General features: G+C 70.7%; 26 protein-coding genes. 13 read left to right on the forward strand and 13 right to left on the reverse strand.

Annotated features, from left to right (window positions below):
* The 3 genes from VED21_RS15510 to VED21_RS15520 form a co-directional block, all read left to right on the forward strand.
* The coding region (locus tag VED21_RS15510; protein ID WP_414638216.1) for a hypothetical protein at positions 1-214 on the forward strand (214 nt) is incomplete at its 5' end.
* A 133-nt stretch (positions 215-347) separates the two neighbouring features.
* Entirely contained in the window at positions 348-680 is a 333-nt protein-coding gene (locus tag VED21_RS15515) for a DUF1330 domain-containing protein (protein ID WP_324883513.1), read from the forward strand.
* Positions 681-771: 91 nt separating this feature from the next.
* Complete coding sequence (locus VED21_RS15520) at positions 772-1,185, forward strand: glyoxalase/bleomycin resistance/extradiol dioxygenase family protein (RefSeq protein WP_324883515.1); 414 nt, start codon at positions 772-774, stop codon at positions 1,183-1,185.
* A gap of 4 nt (positions 1,186-1,189) precedes the next feature.
* Here VED21_RS15520 and VED21_RS15525 read toward each other — a convergent pair whose 3' ends face one another.
* Entirely contained in the window at positions 1,190-1,627 is a 438-nt protein-coding gene (locus VED21_RS15525) for a thioesterase family protein (RefSeq protein ID WP_324883517.1), read from the reverse strand.
* 114 nt (positions 1,628-1,741) lie between these two features.
* On the opposite strand from VED21_RS15525, the gene VED21_RS15530 reads away from it, so the two are divergent.
* The gene (locus tag VED21_RS15530; RefSeq protein WP_324883519.1) at positions 1,742-2,383 is read left to right on the forward strand and encodes a TetR/AcrR family transcriptional regulator; all 642 of its coding nucleotides are present in this window, start codon (positions 1,742-1,744) and stop codon (positions 2,381-2,383) included.
* Positions 2,384-2,396: 13 nt separating this feature from the next.
* Here VED21_RS15530 and VED21_RS15535 read toward each other — a convergent pair whose 3' ends face one another.
* The gene (locus VED21_RS15535) at positions 2,397-4,034 is read right to left on the reverse strand and encodes an AMP-binding protein (protein ID WP_324883521.1); all 1,638 of its coding nucleotides are present in this window, start codon (positions 4,032-4,034) and stop codon (positions 2,397-2,399) included.
* 94 nt (positions 4,035-4,128) lie between these two features.
* On the opposite strand from VED21_RS15535, the gene VED21_RS15540 reads away from it, so the two are divergent.
* Entirely contained in the window at positions 4,129-5,283 is a 1,155-nt protein-coding gene (locus VED21_RS15540) for an iron-containing alcohol dehydrogenase (protein WP_324883523.1), read from the forward strand.
* Between the two features lie 6 nt (positions 5,284-5,289).
* Here the strand turns inward: VED21_RS15540 and VED21_RS15545 are convergent, their stop codons facing one another.
* The 3 genes from VED21_RS15545 to tcuA form a co-directional block, all read right to left on the reverse strand.
* Positions 5,290-6,015 (reverse strand): GntR family transcriptional regulator, encoded by a 726-nt coding sequence (locus tag VED21_RS15545; protein WP_324883525.1) that lies wholly within the window; start codon positions 6,013-6,015, stop codon positions 5,290-5,292.
* A gap of 79 nt (positions 6,016-6,094) precedes the next feature.
* The gene (gene tcuB, locus VED21_RS15550; RefSeq protein WP_324883527.1) at positions 6,095-7,216 is read right to left on the reverse strand and encodes a tricarballylate utilization 4Fe-4S protein TcuB; all 1,122 of its coding nucleotides are present in this window, start codon (positions 7,214-7,216) and stop codon (positions 6,095-6,097) included.
* Positions 7,203-8,612, reverse strand: a complete 1,410-nt coding sequence (gene tcuA, locus VED21_RS15555) for an FAD-dependent tricarballylate dehydrogenase TcuA (RefSeq protein ID WP_324883529.1) — start codon at positions 8,610-8,612, stop codon at positions 7,203-7,205. The genes tcuB and tcuA overlap by 14 nt, the downstream gene beginning before the upstream one ends.
* 214 nt (positions 8,613-8,826) lie before the next feature.
* Here tcuA and VED21_RS15560 point away from each other — a divergent pair, with 214 nt between their 5' ends.
* The 4 genes from VED21_RS15560 to VED21_RS15575 all read left to right on the forward strand — a co-directional run bounded on the left by VED21_RS15560 (position 8,827) and on the right by VED21_RS15575 (position 11,729).
* Positions 8,827-9,849 carry a response regulator gene (locus VED21_RS15560; protein WP_324883531.1) on the forward strand — a complete coding sequence of 341 codons (1,023 nt, stop codon included), beginning with the start codon at positions 8,827-8,829 and terminating at the stop codon, positions 9,847-9,849.
* Positions 9,846-10,235: an Hpt domain-containing protein gene (locus VED21_RS15565; RefSeq protein ID WP_324883533.1), complete on the forward strand. Its 390-nt coding sequence runs from the start codon at positions 9,846-9,848 to the stop codon at positions 10,233-10,235. The genes VED21_RS15560 and VED21_RS15565 overlap by 4 nt, the downstream gene beginning before the upstream one ends.
* 64 nt (positions 10,236-10,299) lie before the next feature.
* Positions 10,300-11,238 (forward strand): histone deacetylase family protein, encoded by a 939-nt coding sequence (locus VED21_RS15570; protein ID WP_324883535.1) that lies wholly within the window; start codon positions 10,300-10,302, stop codon positions 11,236-11,238.
* 44 nt (positions 11,239-11,282) lie between these two features.
* Positions 11,283-11,729 carry a bacteriohemerythrin gene (locus tag VED21_RS15575; protein ID WP_324883537.1) on the forward strand — a complete coding sequence of 149 codons (447 nt, stop codon included), beginning with the start codon at positions 11,283-11,285 and terminating at the stop codon, positions 11,727-11,729.
* Positions 11,730-11,923: 194 nt separating this feature from the next.
* Here the strand turns inward: VED21_RS15575 and VED21_RS15580 are convergent, their stop codons facing one another.
* The 8 genes from VED21_RS15580 to fliF all read right to left on the reverse strand — a co-directional run bounded on the left by VED21_RS15580 (position 11,924) and on the right by fliF (position 18,584).
* Positions 11,924-12,640, reverse strand: a complete 717-nt coding sequence (locus VED21_RS15580) for a response regulator transcription factor (protein ID WP_324883539.1) — start codon at positions 12,638-12,640, stop codon at positions 11,924-11,926.
* Positions 12,641-12,944: 304 nt separating this feature from the next.
* Complete coding sequence (locus VED21_RS15585; RefSeq protein WP_324883541.1) at positions 12,945-13,670, reverse strand: hypothetical protein; 726 nt, start codon at positions 13,668-13,670, stop codon at positions 12,945-12,947.
* 14 nt (positions 13,671-13,684) lie between these two features.
* Positions 13,685-14,713 (reverse strand): flagellar motor switch protein FliG, encoded by a 1,029-nt coding sequence (locus VED21_RS15590; protein ID WP_324883543.1) that lies wholly within the window; start codon positions 14,711-14,713, stop codon positions 13,685-13,687.
* A gap of 8 nt (positions 14,714-14,721) precedes the next feature.
* A complete protein-coding gene (locus VED21_RS15595) occupies positions 14,722-14,961 on the reverse strand; it encodes a hypothetical protein (protein WP_324883545.1) in 240 nt (79 codons plus the stop codon).
* A gap of 5 nt (positions 14,962-14,966) precedes the next feature.
* Complete coding sequence (fliP, locus tag VED21_RS15600) at positions 14,967-15,740, reverse strand: flagellar type III secretion system pore protein FliP (RefSeq protein ID WP_414638217.1); 774 nt, start codon at positions 15,738-15,740, stop codon at positions 14,967-14,969.
* Positions 15,741-15,751: 11 nt separating this feature from the next.
* On the reverse strand, positions 15,752-16,066 hold the full coding sequence (gene fliN / locus VED21_RS15605; RefSeq protein WP_324883547.1) for a flagellar motor switch protein FliN: 315 nt from the start codon (positions 16,064-16,066) through the stop codon (positions 15,752-15,754).
* 143 nt (positions 16,067-16,209) lie between these two features.
* Entirely contained in the window at positions 16,210-16,899 is a 690-nt protein-coding gene (locus VED21_RS15610) for a fliH protein (RefSeq protein ID WP_324883549.1), read from the reverse strand.
* Positions 16,899-18,584, reverse strand: coding sequence for a flagellar basal-body MS-ring/collar protein FliF (gene fliF, locus VED21_RS15615; protein ID WP_324883551.1), 1,686 nt, complete (start codon positions 18,582-18,584; stop codon positions 16,899-16,901). The genes VED21_RS15610 and fliF overlap by 1 nt, the downstream gene beginning before the upstream one ends.
* A gap of 214 nt (positions 18,585-18,798) precedes the next feature.
* On the opposite strand from fliF, the gene VED21_RS15620 reads away from it, so the two are divergent.
* The 4 genes from VED21_RS15620 to VED21_RS15635 are packed head-to-tail and all read left to right on the forward strand — an operon-like array spanning position 18,799 to position 21,633.
* Entirely contained in the window at positions 18,799-19,308 is a 510-nt protein-coding gene (locus VED21_RS15620) for a flagellar basal body-associated FliL family protein (RefSeq protein WP_324883553.1), read from the forward strand.
* Positions 19,309-19,337: 29 nt separating this feature from the next.
* Positions 19,338-20,381, forward strand: coding sequence for a flagellar motor switch protein FliM (fliM, locus tag VED21_RS15625; RefSeq protein WP_324883555.1), 1,044 nt, complete (start codon positions 19,338-19,340; stop codon positions 20,379-20,381).
* Complete coding sequence (locus tag VED21_RS15630; RefSeq protein WP_324883557.1) at positions 20,362-20,946, forward strand: DUF6468 domain-containing protein; 585 nt, start codon at positions 20,362-20,364, stop codon at positions 20,944-20,946. Before fliM ends, VED21_RS15630 begins: the two co-directional genes overlap by 20 nt.
* A gap of 3 nt (positions 20,947-20,949) precedes the next feature.
* Entirely contained in the window at positions 20,950-21,633 is a 684-nt protein-coding gene (locus VED21_RS15635; protein ID WP_324883559.1) for a MotE family protein, read from the forward strand.
* Positions 21,634-21,688 lie beyond the last annotated feature (55 nt).

The following is a 21,688-nucleotide window of genomic DNA, read 5'->3' on the forward strand; positions in this document are numbered from 1 at the left end:
CGGCGGGCGCCTGCTGGGCGCGCCGGGGCTGCCGGGCGGCGCCAACACGGCGGTGCTGGGCAACACGGCGGCCGGCATCGGCAACAAGGCGGTGCAGCAGGGCATGGTCTTCCAGGGGGCGGGCTTCGGCACCGCCAACACCCTGGCCGGGCAGAACACCGCCGCCGGCATCGGCAACTTCGCCGGCCAGAGCCTGTTCTCCGTCCAGCGCTGACGCGAGACCACCGGCCAAGGGGAAGGGGGCTGCCTTACGGGCGGCCCCCTTTTCCGTTACCTGCGACGTAATCGACCGCCCGCATCCCGGCCGTTACGTTTGCCCCAGCTTCACCAACCAAAGGATGCGAACCATGCCCACGCTCGCCGTCGCCCACCTGCGCAACGTCACCCTGGGTCCGGCCATCATCGAGTACCTGCAGCGCATCGACGCCACGCTGGCCCCCTTCGGCGGCCGCTTCCTCGTGCACGGCGCCCGGCCCGAGCGCGTCGAGGGGACCTGGACCGGCGACCTCGTCATCGTCCGCTTCCCCGACCGGGAGAGCGCCCGCGCCTGGTACGCCTCCCCCGCCTACCAGGCGATCCTGCCCCTGCGCACCGGCAACGCCGAGGGGGAGGTGATTTTCGTCGACACGGTGTCTGACGACCACCGCGCGACCGATATCCTGGCCAATATTCAGGGTTGAGGACGGGGCGACGAGAAAATTCTTTCAGCACCGTGTCGGATCCCGGCGGCTCCGCCCGTCCTCGGAACATTACCAACAAGGGAGGACCCAGATGACCAGCACGACCGATGCCGCGCCCGAGGCACGCGGCGGCGTGGTGCCCTACCTGCAAGTCGACGGCGCCGTGAAGGCCGCCGCGTTCTACGTCCGCGCCTTCGGCGCCGAAGAGGTCGCCCGCCATCCCGTCGACGAGCAGGGGCGGACCATGCACGTCCACCTCTACCTCAACGGCGGCTCGCTGATGCTCAGCGACGCCTATCCGGAGCATGGATACCCCTTGCAGGCCCCCCAGGCCTTCAGCCTGATGCTGCCGGTCGACGACATCGACGCGTGGTGGGACCGCGCCGTCGCCGCCGGGGCGGAGGTGGTCACGCCGCTGCAGGTGATGTTCTGGGGCGACCGCTACGGCCAGCTGCGCGACCCGTTCGGCGTCAGCTGGGCGATGAACGCCCCGGTCAAGGGCTGAAAAACTACGATATGACGAGCGGGGCCAGCGCGGCGCGCAACGCTTCGGGCAGCGATGCCGGGCGGCGCGTCTCGCGGTCCACGTAGACGTGGATGAAGTGGCCGCAGGCGGCCGGCGTCGGATCGTCGTTGCGGAACAGGCCGATCTCGTAGCGCACGCTGCTGTTGCCCAGCCGCGCCACGCGCAGGCCGGCCTCCACCCGCTCGGGGAAGGTGATGGGGGCGAAGTAGCTGCACCCGGTCTCCACCACCAGCCCGATGACCGGGCTCGATTCGATCACCAGGGCGCCGGCGTCGATCAGGTACTTGTTCACCACCGTGTCGAAGTAGCTGTAGTAGACCACGTTGTTGACGTGGCCGTAGGCGTCGTTGTCCATCCAGCGCGTCGGGATGGTCAGGAAGTGGCGGTAGTCCGCCCGGCCCTCGGTCTTGCGGTCCACCATGCGACAGCCCCCCCTCTAACAGATTCTCTGGCGGTTTGCGTTGCGCCCCTCGGCATACCCAGTAGTATGTCGAGCATGCGGGAGCTGTCCAGGCGGAAATCGGGAGACGGGGTGGTGAGCAGCGAACGGAGTCCCCTGGCCGCGCGGCTCGACCGGAACGGCAACGCCGACATCCTGGCGGCGGCGGCCGAATGCTTCATGGAACAGGGCTACCACGCCGCCGGCATCGACGACGTGGCGCGGCGTCTCGGCTGCACCAAGGGCCGGATCTACCACTACTACCGCTCCAAGACGGAGCTGTTCTTCGACGTCCACCGCGAGGGGATGCGGCGCAACTTCGACGCCGTCATGCCGGTGATGAAGGGACCGGAGCCGGCGGCGCGCCGCCTGCGCGCCATGTTCCTGCGGCACGCCCTGTCGATGATGGAGAACCTGGCGTTCGAGGCGGTGGTCGTGCAGGGCGTGCAGATGCACCGCCTGGGCGCCACCACGCCCGACCAGCGCCGCGCGCTCGCCGAGCTGATGACCATCCGCAACGACTTCGAGGCGCTGTTCAAGCGCGTCGCCTACGAAGGCGTGGAGGACGGCTCCATCCGCACCGACGACGTGTCGGTGGCGGTGAAGGTGGCGCTGGGCGCCATCAACTGGCTGTCCATCTGGTACCGCCCCCGCCCCGGCGAAACGCACGAGGACCGCCTGATCCTGGCCGAAAAGATCGTCGGCACGATCATGACCGGACTTGAGGTGCGGGGGTAAGGACGCCCGCCCCTCACCCCAGCCGGTCGCGCTTCAGCCGGATCCCCGCCGCCTCGCGGTCCCAGGTGCCCTCGGCCAGCCCCGTGGCGCGCAGAACGTGCTTTTGCAGCTTGCCGCTGGCCGTCTTCGGCAGGCCGTCCACCACCCGCACATAGCGCGGCACCATGAAATGCGCCACCCGCCCGGCCAGGAAGCGCACCAATTCCGCCGGATCGACCACCGCGCCCTCCACCGGGGCGACGACGGCCAGCACCTCGTCCTCGCCCACCTCGCTGGGCACGGCGACGGCCACCGCCTCCTTCACGCTCGGGTGCGCGCAGATCTCCGTCTCCAGCTCGAAGCTGGAGATGTTCTCGCCCCGCCGCCGGATCACGTCCTTCATGCGGTCGACGAAGAAGAACCGCCCGTCCGCGTCCACCCGGAAGGCGTCGCCGGTGTGGAACCAGCCGTTGCGCATGGCCGCCGCCGTGGCCTCCGCGTTGCGGTAATAGCCGGACATCAGCGCCCACGGCCGGTGCGAGCGGACCACCAGTTCCCCCACCGCGCCGGCCGGCACCGGCACGTCGTTGGCGTCCACCACGCGCAGTTCGAAGCATGCGCGCGGCGTGCCGGCCAGCCCCGGCTCCGTGATGCCCGGCCCGGCGGTCAGCGGGCTGGCGATCTCCGTCATGTTGTAGACGGTGTACAGATCCACGCCGAACCGCTCGGCGAAGCGCGGCGCGTCCTCCCCGAACGGCACGATGAAGACCTTCTCCAGGGTATGGTCGCGCTCGTTCGGCGTGGCCGGCGCCTTCAGCAGGAAGTTCGCCATCACGCCCAGCAGCAGCACGACGGTGCTCCGCGTCTCGCGGATGGCGTCCCAGAAGTCGGCCGTGCGGAACTCCGGGATCATGGCCATGGAGCCGCCCTTGGCCAGCATGCAGTAGACGTACAGCGTGCTGCCGCAGTGGAAGATCGGCCCGGCGATCATGCAGCGGTCGTCCGCCGTGATGCAGGGAAACGCGTCTGGCCCCATGGCGTGCAGCTGCACATAGGACGACACCACCCCCTTCGCTGCCCCCGTGGTGCCGGAGGTGTACATGATCGCCTGCGTATCCCACGGCTGGATCGGCCGGTCCAAACCCAGGTCGAGATCCAGGTCCCCCGCCTCCTCCGCCACGACCAGCGGCGCCACCGTCACCCCCGGCAGGTCCGACGGCGCGGTGTCGGCCGTGCCGACGGTGAGGATTTTGCGCACCTTGCCGCGGTCGATCTCCGCCAGCCGGCCGAGCAGCCCGGCGTGCGCGACGAGGACCGGCGCGTCGGCGTTGTCCAGCACGTGCTCCAGCGGCCGGCCGCGGGCCGCCGTGTTGATGGGCACATAGACCGCACCCAGGTAGTTGATGGCGAACCACGCCGACAGCAGCTCCGGCCCGTTGCCCATCCAGCACAGCACGTGGTCGCCCTGCCGCACGCCCTGCGCCCGCAGCGTTGCCGCCAAGCGGCGCACACGGTCCAGCGTCTCGCGGTAGGTCCAGGTCTCGCCGCGCCAGAAGGCGACGAAGGGCTGGTCGGGCTTCTCCGCCGCCTGCCGCTCCAGCAGGTTGCGCAGCACGCACTCGTCCGCCGTGGGGATGCGCGCCGCCCCATCGGTCTGCGTTCCCATCTGCATCCCGTATCCCTCCCCTGCTTTTCCGTTTATGTTTGCATCGCCAACGAAAGGATTGCAACATACTCGGTAGAATGTGCCCCCAGCGGAGCGGACCATGAGCGACTTCGTCTTCGAAACCACGCCCCGGATCGTGTGCGAGGCCGGCGCGTCGGCGCGGCTGGGGGAGATGGCGAAGGCACTGGGCGTCAAACGCGCGCTGATCGTCACCGACGCCGGGTTGGTCAAGGCCGGCCTGCTGGAGCCGGTGCGGGAGGGCTTCCGCGCGGCGGGGCTGGAATGCGCGCTGTTCTCCGACGTGCTGGCCGACCCGCCCGAGGAGTCGGTGATGACGGCCGTGCAGGCGGCGCGCGCCGCCGGGGCGGACGGCGTCGTCGGCTTCGGCGGCGGCAGCTCGCTGGACACGGCCAAGCTGGTGGCGCTGCTGGCCGGCACGGAACAGGCGCTGCCGGCCATCTACGGCATCGGCCTGGCGACCGGCCCGCGCCTGCCGCTGATCCAGGTGCCGACCACCGCCGGCACGGGGTCGGAGGTGACGCCCATCGCCATCGTCACCACGCCGAGCCACGAGAAGAAGGGCGTCGTCTCCCCCCTGCTCTACCCCGACGTGGCGGTGCTGGACGCGCGCCTCACGCTGGGCCTGCCGCCGCACGTCACGGCGATGACCGGCATCGACGCCATGGTCCACGCCATCGAGGCCTACACCACCCGCCACAAGAAGAACCCCGTCTCCGACAGCCTCGCCCTGAAGGCGCTGGAGCTGCTGGCCGCCAACATCCGCACGGTGGTGGCGGAACCCGGCAACGTGGCGGCGCGGGCGGCGATGCTGCAGGGCTCGCTGCTGGCCGGCATGGCCTTCGCCAACGCGCCGGTGGGTGCGGTGCACGCGCTGGCCTACCCGCTGGGCGGCCACTTCCACGTGCCGCACGGGTTGAGCAACGCGCTGGTCCTGGTCCCGGTGCTGGAGTTCAACCGCCCGGCGGCCGAGGCGCTGTACGCCGAACTGGCCCCCGCCGTGCTGCCCGGCCGCCGCTTCGCGACCCCGGCCGAGGCGGCGGAGGCCTTCATCGCCGCCATGCGCGACCTCGTCGCCGCCATGCCCATGGCGCAGCGGCTGGAACAGGTGGGGGTGACGCGCGACGACCTGCCCATGCTGGCGCGCGACGCCATGAACGTGCAGCGCCTGCTGGTCAACAACCCGCGCGAGGTCACCCACGACGACGCGCTGGCGATCTATGCTCAGGTGTTCTGATTGCGCTCAGGTGTTCTGAACGCCGTCGGCCGCGGCCGGCGCGTCGGATTCGAACATGACGCGCAGGCGGGCGCGGTGGGCGTTGCGGATGTGGGCGCGCGCCGCCTCCTCCGCCGCCTTGGGGTCGTGGCGCTCGATGGCGTCGACGATCGCCTCGTGCTCGTCCAGCGCGGTGTCCGGGCGCCCGTGCAGGGCCAGCGTCGTCGGCCCCAGCAGCGCCAGCGATTCGCGCAGCCCGTTGCAGGTCCGCAGCAGATAGCGGTTGTGGCTGCCCCGGTACAGCGCGTCGTGGAACAGCCGGTTGTTCTGCGCCAGCCGCACGGGGTTGCCGGTGATCCCCCGGTCGAACGCCACCATGTCGCGCAGCGCCGCGATCTCCGCGTCCGACGCGTGGCGGGCCGCCAGCGCGGCGGCCGTCCCCTCCAGCACCTCGCGCATCAGGTACAGCTCGGTCACCATCTGATGGTCCAGTTCGGCGACGATCAGGCCGCGCCGCGGCTCGTGCACCAGAAGGCCCTGGCTCTCCAGCCGGCCCAGCGCCTCGCGCACCGGCGTGCGGCTCAGACCCAGCCAGCCGGCGATCTCCGCCTCGCGCACCCGCGCGCCGGGCTTCAGCTGGCCGCCCTGGATCGCCTCGTGGATGCGGCGGTAGGCGCGCTCGCCGGACGCCAGATCGTCCTCCGGCCCCGCGGGGCGGAAGGGGTCCGTCGTCTTGCCCTTGGTCGGTGCCATGGTCGGTCCACACAGTTTCAGGCCCGGCGGTTTCAGGCCGGGTGCGCGACTCTAGGAAGCCGCCGCGCGGTGCGCAAGCTCACCCCTCGCCCGGCAGTCCCGGCGCCGCCGGGCGCGCGCGTTCCAGGGCGTAACGGACCAGGGCGCAGAACCGGTACACCGCGTGCACGAACTTGCCGTACGGCAGGGTGAGGAACAGCCCGGCGACGATGCCCAGGTGCACGGCCAGAGCCACGCCCATCGCCCCCGTGTCGCGCAGCGCCAGCAGCAGCAGCCCCGTCAGGCTGGTCAGCATCAGCAGCACCAGGAAGGAGACGTCCATGCCGAACCGGCCGCGCCCGTTCGCCACCGGATCGCTCTTCGCCTTCAGCCACATCAGCCCGGCCGGCCCGACGATCAGCCCGATCCCGCCCACCGTGCCCAGCAGCACCGGCAGGCTGAACACCGGATAGGGGGCCGCCCAGCCGAACACGTAATGATAGACCGTCGCCACCGCCGTCGCCGCGAAGCACAGCAGGAAGCCGTAAAAGGTGGCGTGGTGGAACCGGCGCCGCGCCAGCGATGGTGCTTGCGTCGGATAGGTGCAGCCGTCGCCGCTGCCGCCGCCCAGATGGCGCAGCGTCAGCGCGTCGCGCAGCGCCTGTCCGAAGGTGACCGGCGCCACGAAGTCCCCTCCCCGCTCCTCCATGTCGCGCCAGAAGTTGCGCCCGCCCATGAACAGCGCCAGCGCCACGTACAGCGCGACGGCGCCGAACACCCCGGCCATCACGTTGTGCGGGATGACGGCGTAGAAGTTGCCGCCGTGCCGTCCCGTCAGCGCCGCCGGCTCGACCAGCGCCACCGTCGCCACCATGAACAGCGCCAGCGCGGCGGCGGTGATCAGGCCGGCGGCCAGCCCGTTGCGCTCGAACAGGCGCGCCAGGAATCCGGGCCAGGCGTAGTCGCGGTAGGTCTGCGCGCGCAGCTCCGTGAAGGTCTGCGGGATGTTCACCGCGAATTCGTGCGGCGGCGCGTACTGGCAGTGGTGATAGCAGGACCCGCAGTTGTGGCAGAGGTTGGCGAGGTAGTTCAGGTCGGCCCGGCCGAAGGCCAGCCGCCGCTCCATCGCCGGGAAGACGGCGCAGTGCCCCTCGCAATAGCGGCAGGCGTTGCAGATCGTCATGATCCGCTCGGCCTCTTTCAAAACATCAGTGCCGGGCATGGTTCGCCGCCTCCTGTCCGGCGATGCGCCCGAAGACGCTGCCGATGGTCATTCCGATGCCGGCGATGTAGCCCTTGCCCAGGATGTTGCCGGCCATGATCTCGCCCGCCGCGAAGATGTTCGCCGACGGTCGGTCGTCCGCCATGGTGACGCGCGCGTGCTCGTCCACCGCCACGCCCAGGTAGGTGAAGGTGATCCCCGGCCGCAGCGAGTAGCCGTAGAAGGGCGGCGTGTCCAAGGGCCGCGCCCAGTGCGACTTGGGCGGGTCGATCCCGTCGGTCCGGCAGTCGTCCAGCACCGTCCAGTCGAACGTGCCCGGCCGCGCGGCGGCGTTGAAGCCCTGCACGGTGGCCTCCAGCGCGTCCGGGTCCAGGCCCATCCTGCCCGCCAGCTCGCGGATGGAGCCGGCGGTCACCGGCGGGAAGACGGAGGGCATGAACTTTCCCACCGACTTGGCGTCGATGATGACGTGGCCGATCTGCCCGGGCTGCTGCGCCACCAGCCGGCCCCAGATGGCGTAGCGCTTGGGCCAGAAGTCCTCGCCCTCGTCGTAGAAGCGTTGGGCGTGCTGGTTGACGACGATGCCCAGCGCCACGCAGTCCACCCGCGTGACGATGCCGCCGTCGAACTTCGGCGCCCGGCCGTCGATGGCCACCGCGTGGCACTGCTTGGGATCGCCCACGGCCTTCGCCCCGCGATCCAGCATCACGCGCAGCACCCGCCCCTTGTTGTAGGGCGTGCCGCGGATGATGAAGTTGTCGGCGACGTCGCCCCAGTATTCCTTCAGCCAGTCGACGTTGGCCTCGAACCCGCCGGCGGCGACCACCACGGCCTTCGCCCGCACCCGGTGCGGCGTGCCGCCGTGCATCACCTCGGCGGCATGGAACGCGCCGTCGCGGATGTCCAGGTCGCGCACCTCCGCCCCGTAGGCGACGGCGACGCCCAGCCGCTCGGCCGTGCGGTAGTAGGCGTTGACCAGCGCCTTGCCGCCGCCCAGGAAGAAGGCGTTGGTGCGCCCCAGGTGCAGCGTGCCGCCCAGCGATGGCTGGAAGCGCACGCCGCGCGCCGTCATCCACGCCCCCAGCTCGGCCGATTTGCGGATGGTGAAGCGCGCCAGCGGTTCGTTGGTCTGCCCGCCGGTGACGCGCAGCAGGTCGTCCCAGAACTCCTCCTCGCGGTAGGGGCCGGTCATGATGCCGTCGGCGGCGTCGTGCATGTAGCGCAGGTTGCGCACGTGCCGGCTGTTGCCGCCGCGGAAATCCCGCGGCGCCGCTTCCAGCAGCAGCACGCTCGCCCCCGCCTCGCGCGCGGTGATGGCCGCGCACAGCGCCGCGTTGCCGCCGCCCAGGACCAGCACGTCGTATTCGGCCTGGAAATCGGTCTGAAAATCCGCCAAGCGCCCCCTCCCGTCGCGTTGGATGGTGATTTCGTGCACAAATGTGTACAACGGTATACAAACCCGGTCAACGGGATCCTGCTTCCCTGTGCGCCGGCCCCGCAGGCCCGCCGCACCCACTGCGACGCGCGGTCCCTTGCCAAACCTCGCTCCTTGCTGGTTCTATGCCGAAGCGCCTATGCGGTTCAGCGTTTCTTAACGGGAGCGCTCTACCGTGCGGCGTGCCGGCATCAAGACCGCACCGAACCGGGACCGCACCGTGCTGCCAGATCCCTACCGCCGCCTGGAGGTCCTCGTCGTGGAGGACATGGCGCCCATGCGCACGCTGCTGCGCGGGCTGCTGCGCCAGCTCGGCGTCGCCACGGTGGTGGAGGCGGCCAACGCGCGCGACGCGTTCGACGCCATCCGCACCCGCCCGCCGGACGTGGTCATCACCGACTGGCACATGCCCGGCGGCAGCGGCATCGACCTGCTGACCTGGATCCGCCACGACCCGGCCTCGCCCAACCCCGTGCTACCGGTCATCCTGCTGACCGCGCGCGGCGATTTGCAGCACGTCGCCACCGGCCGCGACGCCGGGGCGACCGACTTCCTGGTCAAGCCGGTGTCGCTGAAGACGCTGGCGCTGCGCCTGAAGGTGGTGGTGGAGCTGCCGCGCGTCTTCGTGCTCAGCCCCGGCTTCTGCGGCCCCGACCGCCGCCGCAAGCAGGCCCCCGTCCCCGGCCGCAACGACGCGCGCGGCAGCGGGGAGGAGCAGGCCATCCTGCTGCCGCCCAGCCCGCTCCTCCAGGCCAAGCTGACCGGCGACGACTACACGGTGCTGCTGGAATCGCGGCGCGTGGCGGTGTCGCTGGACGAGTTCCGGCAGCGCCGGCGCGAGGCCGCCGCCCGCGACATCGACGAACTGTGCGCCGGCCTGGACGAGGCGCTGCGCGCCTACGGCGACCTGGACCAGAAGCTGCGCGCGCTCGCCGTTCCCTTGCGCCGCTGCCGCGACCGCGCGGCGCGGGAGGGGCGCGTCCTCGTGGCGCGGGTGGTGGATTCGCTGGCCGGGGTGCTGGCCGGCCCGTTCCAGGGGGCGCTCACGGCGCGGATGATCCAGCTGCACGTCGTCGCCCTGGCCGGCGTGCGCCGCGCCGAGACGGAAGCCGACGCCCGGCGCATCGCCGACCATCTCGCCGCCGATCTGGAGGCGCTCGCCGCTCCCTCGGACTCCGCCCTGCCGGCCGCCTCATGACCACTCCGCTGTTCGACGGGGATCTGCTGGCCGAGCTGCGCGAGGGCCTCGCCCCGGAGGACTTCCGCGCCGTCTTCGCCGAACTGCCGGACGCCGTGCGCCAGCAGTGGTCCGAACTCCGCGCCGCCCTCGCCCGCAACGACCACGGCGCGGCGAGCGAGGCCGCGCACAGCCTGAAGGGCATGGCGGCCAGCGTCGGCGCCACCCGGCTGGCCGAAACCGCCTGCGCCGTCGAGCAGGGCGCCACGCATACGGCCGCCGTCGCGGACCTCGAAGCGGCGGTCGCGGACACGCTCGCCGCCATGGCAACGTTCGATCCTCCCGCACAGCGTGTGCCGGACGGTCCGCGACGCCCCGTCGCACGAGTATCCGAAATCGGCTGCTGACCTGAGGCGCGTTCCGTGGTGAACTCCCCGCCGGATCGCGATACCGGGACAGGTTCGGAGGGACATGACGACGCTGCTGCTAAGCCACCCGGACTGCCTGGAGCACGACACCGGTGAGCTGCACCCCGAATGCGCCGACCGCCTGAAGGCGATCACGCACATCCTGGAACACGAGGATTTCTTCTACCTCGCCCGCGACGCCGCACCGGAAGCCACCCTGGAGCAGCTGCTGCGCGCCCACACCCAGGCGCACGTCGACCGCGTGCTGGGCGCCATTCCCAAGCCCGGCGACTACCACGAGTTCGACAGCGACACGGTGGCCTCGTCGGGCTCTGGCAAGGCCGCGCTGCGCGCCGCCGGGGCGGTGTGCGCGGCCATCGACGACGTGATGGCGGGCGGCAGCCGCAACGCCTTCTGCGCCGTGCGCCCGCCCGGCCACCACGCCGGGCGCGACAGCGTGGAGGGGTTCTGCCTGTTCTCCAACGCCGCCGTCGGCGCGCTGCACGCGCAGGCCGCGCACGGCATCCGGCGGGTCGCGGTGGTCGATTTCGACGTGCACCACGGCAACGGCACGCAGGACGTGCTGTGGAACGTGCCCGGCACCTTCTACGCCTCGACTCACCAGCAGGACGCCTACCCCTACACCGGCGCCATGTCGGAAACGGGGCCGGACGGCGGCTGCGTCGTGGTCAACGTGCCGCTGCCGGCGGGCAGCGGGTCGGACGACTTCCGCACCGCCTATTCGGACCTGATCCTGCCGCGCCTGCGCGACTTCGCGCCGGAGCTGCTGATCATCTCCGCCGGGTTCGACGGCCACGCCGCCGACCCGATGGCGCACCTGCGCCTGCAGGTGGCGGATTTCGACTGGGTGACGCGCCGCCTCCTGGAGATCGCGGCGGAGAGCTGCGGGCGGCGCGTGGTGTCGGTGCTGGAGGGCGGCTACGACACGCGTGCGCTGGCCGCGTGCGTGGCGTCGCACGTCCGGGTGCTGATGGATGCGTAGGGTTGTGGAGGCGCGCGCGCCGCGCGGCGCCGTCGGAGGATTGAATGCAGGCCATTGAATGGACCCAGGCCCTGTCCGTCGGATCGGACGTGCTGGACGGGCACCACCAGATGATCGTCGATTGCCTGAAGCGCCTGGGGCCGCTTCTGGGCCAGCCGGGCCGCGAGGACGAGATCACGGCGGTGCTGGCGATGCTGGAGGACTTCGTGCTGGTCCACTTCAGCGAGGAGGAGCAGCAGATGCGCGCCGCCGGCTACCCCGACTGGCGCCGGCACAAGGAGCTGCACGACCAGATGTACGACGTGGTCTTCAAGCTGAAGTCCGACGTCGAGCACGGCCGCGTGCCGGAAGCGGCCAAGCTGCACGGCCTGATCTACGACTGGCTGATCGAGCACATCATGGGCGAGGACCGCAAGTACATGCCCTTCCTCGAAAACCCCGACCCGTCCGCCGGCCGCACCTGGCACCGCTCCAACGGCCGGCCGTATTGAGAAGCTCTATAGCCCCTCCCCCAGCCCCGCTGGGGGAGGGAGGGACCCATGCGCAGCATGGGAGGGTGGGGGCAACGGCCTTCGTGGCAGGCGGGGGCCGCTGATCCTCGCGAACAACATGCCCCCACCCTCCCGCCTCCGGCGGGTCCCTCCCTCCCCCGCCGGAGGCGAGGGAGGGGCTGAATTCGTGTATCTCACGCCGCCGCTTCGGCCGTCGCGTCGGCGTGCTCCTCCGGGGCCTCGAACTTGTAACCGCGGCCGTAGACGGTCTCGATGTAGCGGGCGCCGCCGGTCGCCGCGGCGATCTTCTTGCGCAGCTTGCAGATGTACACGTCGATGACCTTGTCCAGCGGGTCGGCGCCGGTCAGGCCGTAGACCTCCCCATAGACGTGCTCCTTCGACACGACGCGCCGGTGGTTGGCGGCCAGCACGGACAGGATGGCGTGCTCGCGCTGGCTCAGGCGCAGGCGCTCGCCGTCCACCTCCGGATCGCGGCCGTCCAGGTACACCGTCAGCCGGCCGACCCTGACCATGTTGGAGGTCAGCCCGCGCGACCGGCGCCGCGTCGCCTCGATGCGGGCGCGCACCTCGGCGCTGACCACCGGCTTCACCAGCACGTCGTCCGCCCCGGCGCGCAGGATGTCCACCGTGGTGGCGGCGCAGCGGCGCTCGATCAGGCAGACCACGGCGGTCGTCACGCCGGCCGCGCGCAGTTCGGCCACGCACTCCGCCGGCTGCCCGATGCCGCCCAGCACGATGGCGTCGCAGGAAAGCGCGTCCGCCCCCTGCTCGTGCACCAGGGCCTGCAACGCCTGCCAGTCCATCCGGTCGAAGGCGATCTTCCCGAGCGTCAGTTGCCGGCCGATGGCCTCGGCGATCAGGGTGTCCGGTTCGATCAGAACAGCGCGCATGGGGTTCTCCGCCAGAGCCAAGGCAGGCTGATTAACCATTCAATTTTAAGAAATTTGCCTTGGTCACAACCTTGTCACAGCAGTAAAGAACCAATGTTGCGCCGCACTGTCAATCAACAGAGTTAACACGGACGGGTTAAAACCTGATTTCCTTTAAGGGCTCTTTAAAAGGCGTTAACGCGCTTCTTTTGAAAAGGCTTTGTTTTGAAATTCGAAGTATTTTGAAAACGTCGCCCATATCGGGCATTTCAAAGAAATCCCGATTATCACCGCACGGCGTCCCGACGCCGCCCCCTATGCCGCCCTACGCCGTCGTGTCGGCGCGCAGGTCGTCGTCCAAATCCAGCCAGGCGCCGATCACCGGGCCGACGGTGAGCGTGCCGGTCAGCCCGGCGTCCGCCGCCGCCGCCGCGAAGCCGGCGTGCAGCTCGGCCAGCAGCGGCGCCGGCAAGCCGTCCGCCGTCTGCAGGGTCACGTCCAGCCGCCGCCCCTCGATCGCGGCCACCAGTTGCACCGCGCCCAGCACCGGCAGGCGGATCTGCAGGGCGACCGTGCAGCCGGCCTGCATGCCGTCCCCCAGCGCCACGGCGCACGACAGGCGCCGCACCTCGTCGCCCGCCAGAACGGGCCCCGCCAGCACCGGAATGCGCAGCACGCGCCACGACCGCCCGTCGGCGGTGCGCCGCGCGCGCGGCAGCAGCGCGTCTTCCAGATCGTCCAGCAGCGCGCCGCCGTCCAGCGCGTCGATGCGGCCGGCCACCTCGTCGCCCAGCCAGTCACGCGCCCCCTCCGCCGCCGCGGCCAGGAAGAAGGCCAGCCCGACGCCGAAGGTGGAATCGCAGCGCGGCAGCCCGCCGCGCACGCGCTGCGCCGCGTCGGCGTCCAGCGCGCCCAGCACCGGCAGCAGGCGCAACACCTGCGCGTCGGCCTCCACGTCCGTGGCCCTACCCACCCCGCAGGGTGCCGGCACCGGCGCGAAGCGGTCCGGCAGCACGGCCGGCAGCAGGATCGGGTGTTCCGGCCGGTTCATCAACACACCCTCCATCAATAAACGACGGCGTCCGCCTCGCCCGACTGCGGGATGACGATGGAACCGTCGTCGGACAGCGCCTTGGCGATCTGCACGATCTCCGCCTGGGCGTCGTTCACGTCGCGCATGCGCACCGGCCCCATGTTCTCGATCTCGTCCTGCAGGATCATGCGGGCGCGTTCGGACATGACGGCCAGGAAGTGGTCGCGCTGCTGCGCCTCCGCCCCCTTCAGCGCGATGGCCAGCTGCCCGGTGTCGCAGCGGCGGATGACCGTCTGCAGCGACACGCGGTCCAGGCGCAGCAAATCCTCGAACGTGAACATCAGCTGCTTGATGCGCTGGGTCGAGTCCGGCATCAGCGGTTCCAGTTCCGAGAAGATCTCGCCCAGCGTCTCGCGGTCGATGCGGTTGAAGATGTCGGCCATCCGCTCGTGCGTGTCGGAGCCGTGGGTGCGCGCGTAATTCGCCATGAACTCGTTGTGCAGGATCGATTCGATGTCCAGCAGCACGTCGCGCTGCACGGATTCGATCTGGATCATGCGCTCGATCACCTCGTGGCGCAGGCCGGGCGACAGCAGGGGCAGCACCTTGGCCGCGTGGTCGGTGCGCATCTTCGACAGGATGACGGCCGCCGTCTGCGGGTACTCGCCGGCCAGATAGGTGGCCAGCACCCCCTCGTTCACGTTGGACATCTTCTCCCACATGGTGCGGCCGGCCGGGCCGCGGATCTCGCCCATGATCTCCGACACGCGGTCGTCGGGAAGGAAGCGGGAGAGCATGCGCTCCGTGCTGTCGAACGACCCGACGACGGAGCCGACGTTGGCAAAGCGCTCGGTGAAGGTGCGCAGCAGCGCCTCCACCAGGTTGGACGTGACGTTGCCCAGGCTCGCCATGGCCCGGCTGACCATGCGGATCTCGTCCTCGTCCAGCTTTTCCATGAGGCGCGAGCCGCGCTCCTCGCCCAGGGCCAGGAAGATGATGGCGGTCTTCTCGGTTCCGCTCAGGCTCTTGTAGTTGTCGCGGATCTTGATTGGCATGCCCATGCTTCACCTCACAGGGAACGGTCGGCCGACGGGTGCCCGGCGGACGGGTCCGGCGCGGCAAGGTCGCGGTCGTAACGGAAGGCCATGGCCAGCACCGCCCCGGCCACCAGCGCCAGCCGGTGCGGAACCAGCGGCACCGGCTCGATCAGCCCCAGCAGCTCGACGATGGGGCGGTCGTCGCCGGCCGGCACGCCGCGGCGGCGCGCGAGGTCCAGCAGGCTGTCGGCCAGTTCGGCGGGCGCCGGCATGGCCTTCACGCCCCGCCGTAGGAACGGATCAGGCTGCCGGCGATCAGGAACCAGCCGTCGGTCAGCACGAAGAAGATGATCTTGAACGGCAGCGCGATCATGACCGGTGGCAGCATCATCATGCCCATCGCCATCAGGACCGCCGCCACCACCATGTCGATCACCAGGAACGGCAGGAAGATCAGGAAGCCGATCTCGAACGCCCGGCGCAGCTCCGACAGCAGGAAGGCCGGCACCAGCAGGCGCAGCTCCGCCTGCTCCGCCGTCTTCGGCCGCTCCGCCTCCGGCTTGCCGGAGAAGCCGGCGAAGGCGGACAGGTCCTTGTCGCGGACCTGCGCGGCCATGAAGCCGCGAAACGGCTCCACCATGCGTTCCAGCCCCTGTTCCTGCGTCACCTGCTCGTTCAGCATGGGGCGCAGCCCGTCCTGCCACGCGGCGTCGAACACCGGCCCCATGATGTGGAAGGTCAGGAACATGGCGAGGCTGAGCAGCACCACGTTGGGCGGCGACTGCTGCAGCCCCAGCGCCGAGCGCAGCAGCGACAGCACGACGATGATCCGGGTGAACGACGTCACCATGATCAGCAGCCCCGGCGCCACGCTCAGCACCGTCAGCAGCACGATGCCCTGGATGATGCGCCCGGACAGCGACGCCCCCTCGCCCAGGGAACCGCCGGCCAGCGCCCCCAGATCGAGGTTCAGCCCTTGCGCCAGCGCCGCCGCTGGGAGCAGCATCAGGGCGGCGGCCAGCGCCCCGGCGTATGTCCGATGGTGGGCCATGCGGCGGCGGCTCAATCCAGGCCCAGGTCGGTGCGCACGATCTCGGTCAGCGTCACGCCCAGGCGCTGGTCCTCGACGATGACCACCTCGCCGCGCGCGACCAGGCGATGGTTGACCAGCACCTCCACCGGCTCGTCCACCTTGCGCTCCAGCTCCACCACAGCACCACGGCCGAGCTTCAGGAGCTGCGCCACCAGCATGCTGGTGCGGCCCAGCACGACCTGCACGTCGACCGGCACGTTGTAGATGGCGCTCATCGGTCCGCCGGCCTCCTTCTCGGCCGGCTTTGCGTCGTCTTCCAGTACGTCGAGGTTCAGCGGGGCCATGATGCGGTCTCTTCCTTGAAAAAGTTTGCGTTTCGCCGTGACGCCCTTCTCCCCTTGAGGGAGAAGGGTTGGGATGAGGGGTCGTTACCGGCGGCAGCCGGGAAAATGAGTCCTCTTTTCCGGCCTGCCGGCCGTAATCACCCTCACCCCAACCCCTCTCCCCTCAAGGGAGAGGGGCTTCGAAGGGCTGCCAGCGCGCGGTCGCACAGGGCGGCGACGGTGCGCTCCAGATGTTCGGGGTCGTTGCGCAGGGCGCCCGCCTCCCAGGCGGCGTCCAGCGCGCCGGGCGGCATGGCGGGGTCGGTGTCGATCTCCAGGGCACCGGCGAAGCCGTCCAGCTTCGCGCGCACCGCGTCCTCCAGCTCCGGGTGGACGCGCAGGCGCAGCACCGGGGCTTTGCCGGCGGCGCGCAGCGCCTCGGCGGCGAGGCGCTCCACCTCGGCGCGGCCGGCGTGCTCGATCAGGCGGGGGGCGATGCGGCGGACCAGCGCCACCATCAGCGCCGCCCCGTGCGCCTCCACGCCGCGCAGGACCTCCGCATGGCGGTCGTCCAGCGTGCCAAGCCGTTCGTCCAGGCAGCGCAGCGCGTGCGCCAGCGCCGCCTCGATCCGCTCGGTGGCCTCCGCCTCGCCCTCGCGGCGGCCCTGCTCGACGCCGTCGGCGTAGCCGCGCGTCTCGGCGGCGGCCAGCGCCGCCCGCAGCGCGCGCTCGGAATGCTGCGGCAGGTCGAGCGGATCGACCGCCGGCTCGGGATTCTCGACCTTCGCCGCTTCTGCGGCGGCCTGCGCCGTGCTGTCGAAGCGCAGGTCGAAGCGGTAGCGCGGGTAGCCCATCAGGCCGCCTCCTCGTAGAGCCAGGAGCGCAGGATGTCGATCGCCTCATCCGGGTACTGGTCGACGATCTCGCCCAGCCGCCGGATGGAGGAGGCGCGGACCCGGCCCTCCACCGTGCGCAGCTCGATCAGCTGGTCCATGGTCTCCTCGATGTTCGGCAGGGCCGCCGGCGCCTCGGCGCCGTCGCCGGCCGCCACCTGCGCCGCCTCGCCGCCGGCCATGGCCGGCCCGGTGAGCTGAGGCGCGGCCCCGGCCACGCCCGGCCCGGCCAGCTGCGGCACCGCCGTCCCGGCCTCCGCCGCCGGTGCCGGTTCGGGCGCCGGGAAGACGCGGCGGATCAGCGGGCGCAGGCCCAGCAGGATCAGCAGGCCCGACAGCACCAGCAGGATCACCCACTGGATCAGCGTCATGACGTTGCGCGTCAGCGTCTCGGCCACCTCGTCCCACGGGTCGCGCGGCGCCACGTCCGGCGTCAGGTCGACGAACTCCAGGTTCTCCACCGTCACCCGGTCGCCGCGTCCCTGGTCGAAGCCCATGGCGGAGCGCACCAGCTCGGTCAGCCGCCCCAGTTCCTCGGCCGTGCGCGGCTCGTAGACGCGCGCCCCGTCGGCGGCGGTCTTCCAGGTGCCGTTGACCAGCACCGCGACGCTGATGCGGCGGATGTCGCCCGGCTCCACCACCGTCTCGCGCGAGACGTTGGAGATCTCGTAGTTGACCGTCTCCTCCTGCCGCTTGGTGTCGCTGGAGGACCGGTTGTTCTGCCCCTGCGCCCGCACGTCGCGCTGCGGCAGGTTCTGTTCGGCCGTCACCGGCGGCTCGCCGCTGGTGTCCTGGCTGCGCTCCTGCTCCTGCACGGTCTGGGTGGAGCGGACGACCTGGCTGTTCGGGTCGAAGGTGTTGCTGCGCACCACCTCGCGCTTGGTCTCCACGTCGGCGGCGACCTGGACGCGGACGTTGCCGCGGCCCAGCCGCGCGCTCAGCATCTGCTCCACGGCGCGCGCGATGCGCTGCTCGTGCGCCACGCGCAGCCCGTCGGCCCGCGCCGCCGCCACGCCGTTCCCATCGTCCTCGCTCAGCAGCAGCTCGCCGGAGCTGTCCAGCACCGTCACCGCGCCGGGCTTCAAATTGGGCACGGCGGCGGAGACCAAGTGGCGGATGGACAGCGCCTGGCGCCGCTCCATCGCCATGCGGCCGCGCATGCGCACCACCACCGACGCGGTCGGCGTGGGGGCGGCGCGCGAGAACTCCTCCCGATCCGGCAGCACGATGTGGACGCGCGCGGCCTCGACGCCGGCCAGCGTCTCGATGGTGCGGCCCAGTTCGCCTTCCATCGCGCGCAGGCGGTTCATGCGCTGCATGAAGCTGGTGATGCCCAGCGGCTTGTCGGTGTCGAACAGCTCGTACCCCACGCCGCCGCGCGACGGCAGGCCCTTTTCGGCCAGCAGCATGCGCAGCCGCGCGGCGTCCGCCTGCGGTACCTGCACCGCCGTGCCGTCGTGCGCGGCGGCGACGGGCACGCCCATCTCCTCCACCGCCTTCACGATGCGGCCGGCCTCGGCCGGGTCCAGGCCGGTGTACAGCGTCGTCATGTGCGGGCGCGACAGCACCACCGCCATCAGCGCCACCGCCGCCACGATGCCGACGCCCGTCGCAGCCAGGGCGAGCAGGCGCCCCCGCCCAAGCATTCGCAAATTGTCGATGAGTCCGCCCACGGCACCCGTACCTTTAAAGTTTCCGAAAAGCGGGGCTCCTAATCTGCACCCCGGACGCCGACACAACCTACCGGCCCCGCTTTTAAGCGGAGTAAAAAGCGGAAGCACCGGCAGAACGGATGTCCGTAAAACTTGATGATTTCGGCGGTTTGCTCAAATTTTCCGGATTTTGCAGGTGCAGGTCGCGATGAATACACGGACCGGTGACGCGCAGGCGGATTTCGCAGGCCTCGTCGGCAAGCGCCCCATCCTCATCGTCGTGCTGCCGCTGGCCCGGCTGGCGCTGGGGGCGGCGGCGGTGTGCGCCGTCGCGGCGGCCGGCTTCGGCGGCTACTGGCTGGCCGTCGGTTCGGCCGGGGTGGAGCGGCTGTTCGCCCCCGCCCCGGCCGCCGACAAGGGGGCCGCCACCATCGACCTGCCGGAGCTGATCGTGAACCTGCGCGCCGACACGCCGTCGCGCTTCCTGAAGATCGGCCTGACGCTGGCCGTGGCGCCGCCCGACCGGGCGAAGGTGGAGCAGGCCATGCCCTACCTGAACAACGCGCTTCAGGACTTCCTGCGCAACCTCGACCAGCACGACCTGCAGGGGTCCGCCGGCCTGTTCCGGCTGCGGACCGAGCTGCGCCGCCGCTTCAACCTGATCCTCGGGCAGGACGCCGTCGCCGACGTGCTGCTGCGCAGCCTGCTCACGCAGTAGCCGCCCCGCCCGGCAACACAGAGGCCCAAATGAGCGAACCGACCGACCCCGCAGGCGCCGACGACGGAATGGGGGACCTCATGACCGAGACCAAGGAACTGAGCCAGGAGGAGATCGACCGCCTCCTCGACTTCGCCATGCCCAGCGCGGACGCCGCCGGGCAGCCCGGCGCCATCGAGCGGCTGGTCAGCTCGACCACGGTCAACAAGGACCGGCTGCCGATGCTGGACGTGGTCTTCGACCGCATGGTCCGGCTGCTCAACACCTCGCTGCGGCAGTTCTCCTCCACCAGCGTGGAGGCGTCGCTGCTGCGCATGGACTGGCTGCGCTACAACGAGTTCCTCGACACCATCGAGCTTCCCGCCCTGATCGGCGTGGCGCGGGCGGAACAGTGGGACAACCAGCTTCTGGTGTCGGTCGACAGCGCGCTGATCTACTGCATGATGGACGTGCTGCTGGGCGGGCGGCGCTCGCGGCCGGGCCGCGTGGACGGGCGCGCCTACACCTCGATCGAGCGCAAGATGACCGAGCGGCTGATCAAGGTGATCCTCCAGGACCTCAGCCAGTCCTTCGACCCGCTGGCGCAGGTCGACTTCACCTTCGACCGGCTGGAGGTGAACCCGCAGTTCGCCACCATCACCCGCGCCACCAACGCCATCATCCGCGTGCGCATCGCCATCGAGGTGGAGCGCCGCGTCGGCCACGCCGAGATCGTCATCCCCTATTCCACGCTGGAACCAGTGCGCGGCAAGCTGGTGCAGATGTTCATGGGCGAGAAGTTCGGCCACGACACGGTGTGGGAAAACCACCTGAAGACCGAACTGATGCGCACCAAGCTGGACCTCGTGGCCGTGCTGCACCAGACGCAGGTGCCGCTGGGCGAGGTGCTGAACTGGCAGAAGGGCACGTCGCTGAAGCTGCGCGTCGATCCCGACACGCCGGTCATGCTGCTGTCCAAGACCACGCCGCTGTTCGCCGGCCACATGGGCCAGCGCAACGATTCGATCGCCGTGAAGATCGACACCGACCTCGAGACCAAGCAGGAGCTGATCGATGGTCTCCTTTCTCATTGACGCCGTGCTGGCGGTGATGCTGGTCACCGCCACCGTCTTCCTGGTGATCGTCAACAAGCGCCTGAAGGTGCTGCGCTCCGGCCAGTCGGAGATCAACACGCTGATCACCACCTTCTCGCGCACCATCGACGAGACCGACGCCTCGGTGAAGCGCCTCGTCGGTGCCGCCACCGAGATTTCCGCCAAGCTGGCCGACGAACTGGACCGCGCCAAGGTGGTGCAGGAGGACGTGGCGCTGATCCTCGGCTCGTGCGAGCGCGCCTCCAAGCGCATCGAGGAATCGGTGCAGCACGCCCGTGCGCTCGTCCGCCGCCTGGAGGAAGGTCCCGCGCGGCCCCGGCCGGTGCGCCCGGAAGCAACGCGGCCCGAGCCTGTGCCCATGGCGGTGCTCATGCCCGAACCCGCCCCGGCGGCGGTCGCCGACGAGCCGGCCGAACCGGCGGAACCCGCTCCGGCGGCGCCCGCCATGGCGCCCGCCGTGGCCGCCGAGGACGACGGCGGCTTCCGCCCCATGTCGCCCGGCGCCTTCTACGCGCGGCTGCGCACCATCGGCACGGGGGGCTGAGCCATGCTGCGCATCCTTCCCATCACGCTGGTGGCCGTGCTGATGGTGCTGCCGCTGAAGCTGGGCGCTCTCCTGGAGGGCTTCCCCGTGGTCGCCCAGCAATTCGACCGCGAGTTCGGCAAGCACGAACGCCCCTGGGCCAAGGACCTGAACGCCGCCGAATCGCCGAAAGACGCCCCGCCATCCACCCCCGCCGCCGCCCCGATCCCGGCGGCGCCCGAGATCGCGCTGGCCGCCCCGTCCTGCACCGACCCGGCGTTGCGCGCCGCCATCGTCGAGCAGAAGGCGGACACCGCCGCCCGCCTGCGCCAAGCCGGCGACACGGAAGCCGTGCTGGCCGCCACCGAGACGCGCGTCACCGCCCAGGTGCAGCGCCTGACCGAGGTGAAGCGCGAGGTGGAAACCCTGATGAAGCAGCGCTCCACCCTCCAGCAGGAGGACATCCGGCGCATGGTGGCGATCTACGAGACGATGAAGCCGCGCGACGCCGCGCGCATCTTCAACGACCTGGAGACGGACATCGTCATCGACGTGCTGGACCGCATGCCCGAGCGCCGCTCCGCCCCCATCATCGCCGAGCTGGAGGACACCAAGGCGCGCGAGGTGACGCGCATCGTGCTCCAGCGCCGCGCCCTGCCCGGCGACCGCGCCTCCCCCGGCGCCGCCCGCCCCCCGCTGACGAACTGATCCCATGCCCGCCCTGCCCGACGCGCTGAGCGCCCCCGCCCCGCCCCCGCGCGAC

Origin of the sequence: Azospirillum sp., from assembly GCF_035627195.1 — a bacterium.
GTDB lineage: Bacteria > Pseudomonadota > Alphaproteobacteria > Azospirillales > Azospirillaceae > Azospirillum.

Coding starts and splice junctions, on each gene's coding strand:
- VED21_RS15620 (WP_324883553.1), top strand. CDS start 18,799: ATGAATACACGGACCGGTGACGCGCAGGCGGATTTCGCAGGCCTCGTC.
- VED21_RS15565 (WP_324883533.1), top strand. CDS start 9,846: ATGACCACTCCGCTGTTCGACGGGGATCTGCTGGCCGAGCTGCGCGAG.
- VED21_RS15595 (WP_324883545.1), bottom strand. CDS start 14,961: ATGCCGGCGCCCGCCGAACTGGCCGACAGCCTGCTGGACCTCGCGCGC.
- VED21_RS15535 (WP_324883521.1), bottom strand. CDS start 4,034: ATGCAGATGGGAACGCAGACCGATGGGGCGGCGCGCATCCCCACGGCG.
- VED21_RS15515 (WP_324883513.1), top strand. CDS start 348: ATGCCCACGCTCGCCGTCGCCCACCTGCGCAACGTCACCCTGGGTCCG.
- VED21_RS15580 (WP_324883539.1), bottom strand. CDS start 12,640: ATGCGCGCTGTTCTGATCGAACCGGACACCCTGATCGCCGAGGCCATC.
- VED21_RS15585 (WP_324883541.1), bottom strand. CDS start 13,670: ATGAACCGGCCGGAACACCCGATCCTGCTGCCGGCCGTGCTGCCGGAC.
- fliF (WP_324883551.1), bottom strand. CDS start 18,584: ATGCTTGGGCGGGGGCGCCTGCTCGCCCTGGCTGCGACGGGCGTCGGC.
- VED21_RS15575 (WP_324883537.1), top strand. CDS start 11,283: ATGCAGGCCATTGAATGGACCCAGGCCCTGTCCGTCGGATCGGACGTG.
- VED21_RS15630 (WP_324883557.1), top strand. CDS start 20,362: ATGGTCTCCTTTCTCATTGACGCCGTGCTGGCGGTGATGCTGGTCACC.
- VED21_RS15520 (WP_324883515.1), top strand. CDS start 772: ATGACCAGCACGACCGATGCCGCGCCCGAGGCACGCGGCGGCGTGGTG.
- fliP (WP_414638217.1), bottom strand. CDS start 15,740: ATGGCCCACCATCGGACATACGCCGGGGCGCTGGCCGCCGCCCTGATG.
- VED21_RS15525 (WP_324883517.1), bottom strand. CDS start 1,627: ATGGTGGACCGCAAGACCGAGGGCCGGGCGGACTACCGCCACTTCCTG.
- VED21_RS15570 (WP_324883535.1), top strand. CDS start 10,300: ATGACGACGCTGCTGCTAAGCCACCCGGACTGCCTGGAGCACGACACC.
- VED21_RS15545 (WP_324883525.1), bottom strand. CDS start 6,015: ATGGCACCGACCAAGGGCAAGACGACGGACCCCTTCCGCCCCGCGGGG.
- tcuB (WP_324883527.1), bottom strand. CDS start 7,216: ATGCCCGGCACTGATGTTTTGAAAGAGGCCGAGCGGATCATGACGATC.
- VED21_RS15540 (WP_324883523.1), top strand. CDS start 4,129: ATGAGCGACTTCGTCTTCGAAACCACGCCCCGGATCGTGTGCGAGGCC.
- fliN (WP_324883547.1), bottom strand. CDS start 16,066: ATGGCCCCGCTGAACCTCGACGTACTGGAAGACGACGCAAAGCCGGCC.
- VED21_RS15610 (WP_324883549.1), bottom strand. CDS start 16,899: ATGGGCTACCCGCGCTACCGCTTCGACCTGCGCTTCGACAGCACGGCG.
- VED21_RS15590 (WP_324883543.1), bottom strand. CDS start 14,713: ATGGGCATGCCAATCAAGATCCGCGACAACTACAAGAGCCTGAGCGGA.
- fliM (WP_324883555.1), top strand. CDS start 19,338: ATGAGCGAACCGACCGACCCCGCAGGCGCCGACGACGGAATGGGGGAC.
- VED21_RS15635 (WP_324883559.1), top strand. CDS start 20,950: ATGCTGCGCATCCTTCCCATCACGCTGGTGGCCGTGCTGATGGTGCTG.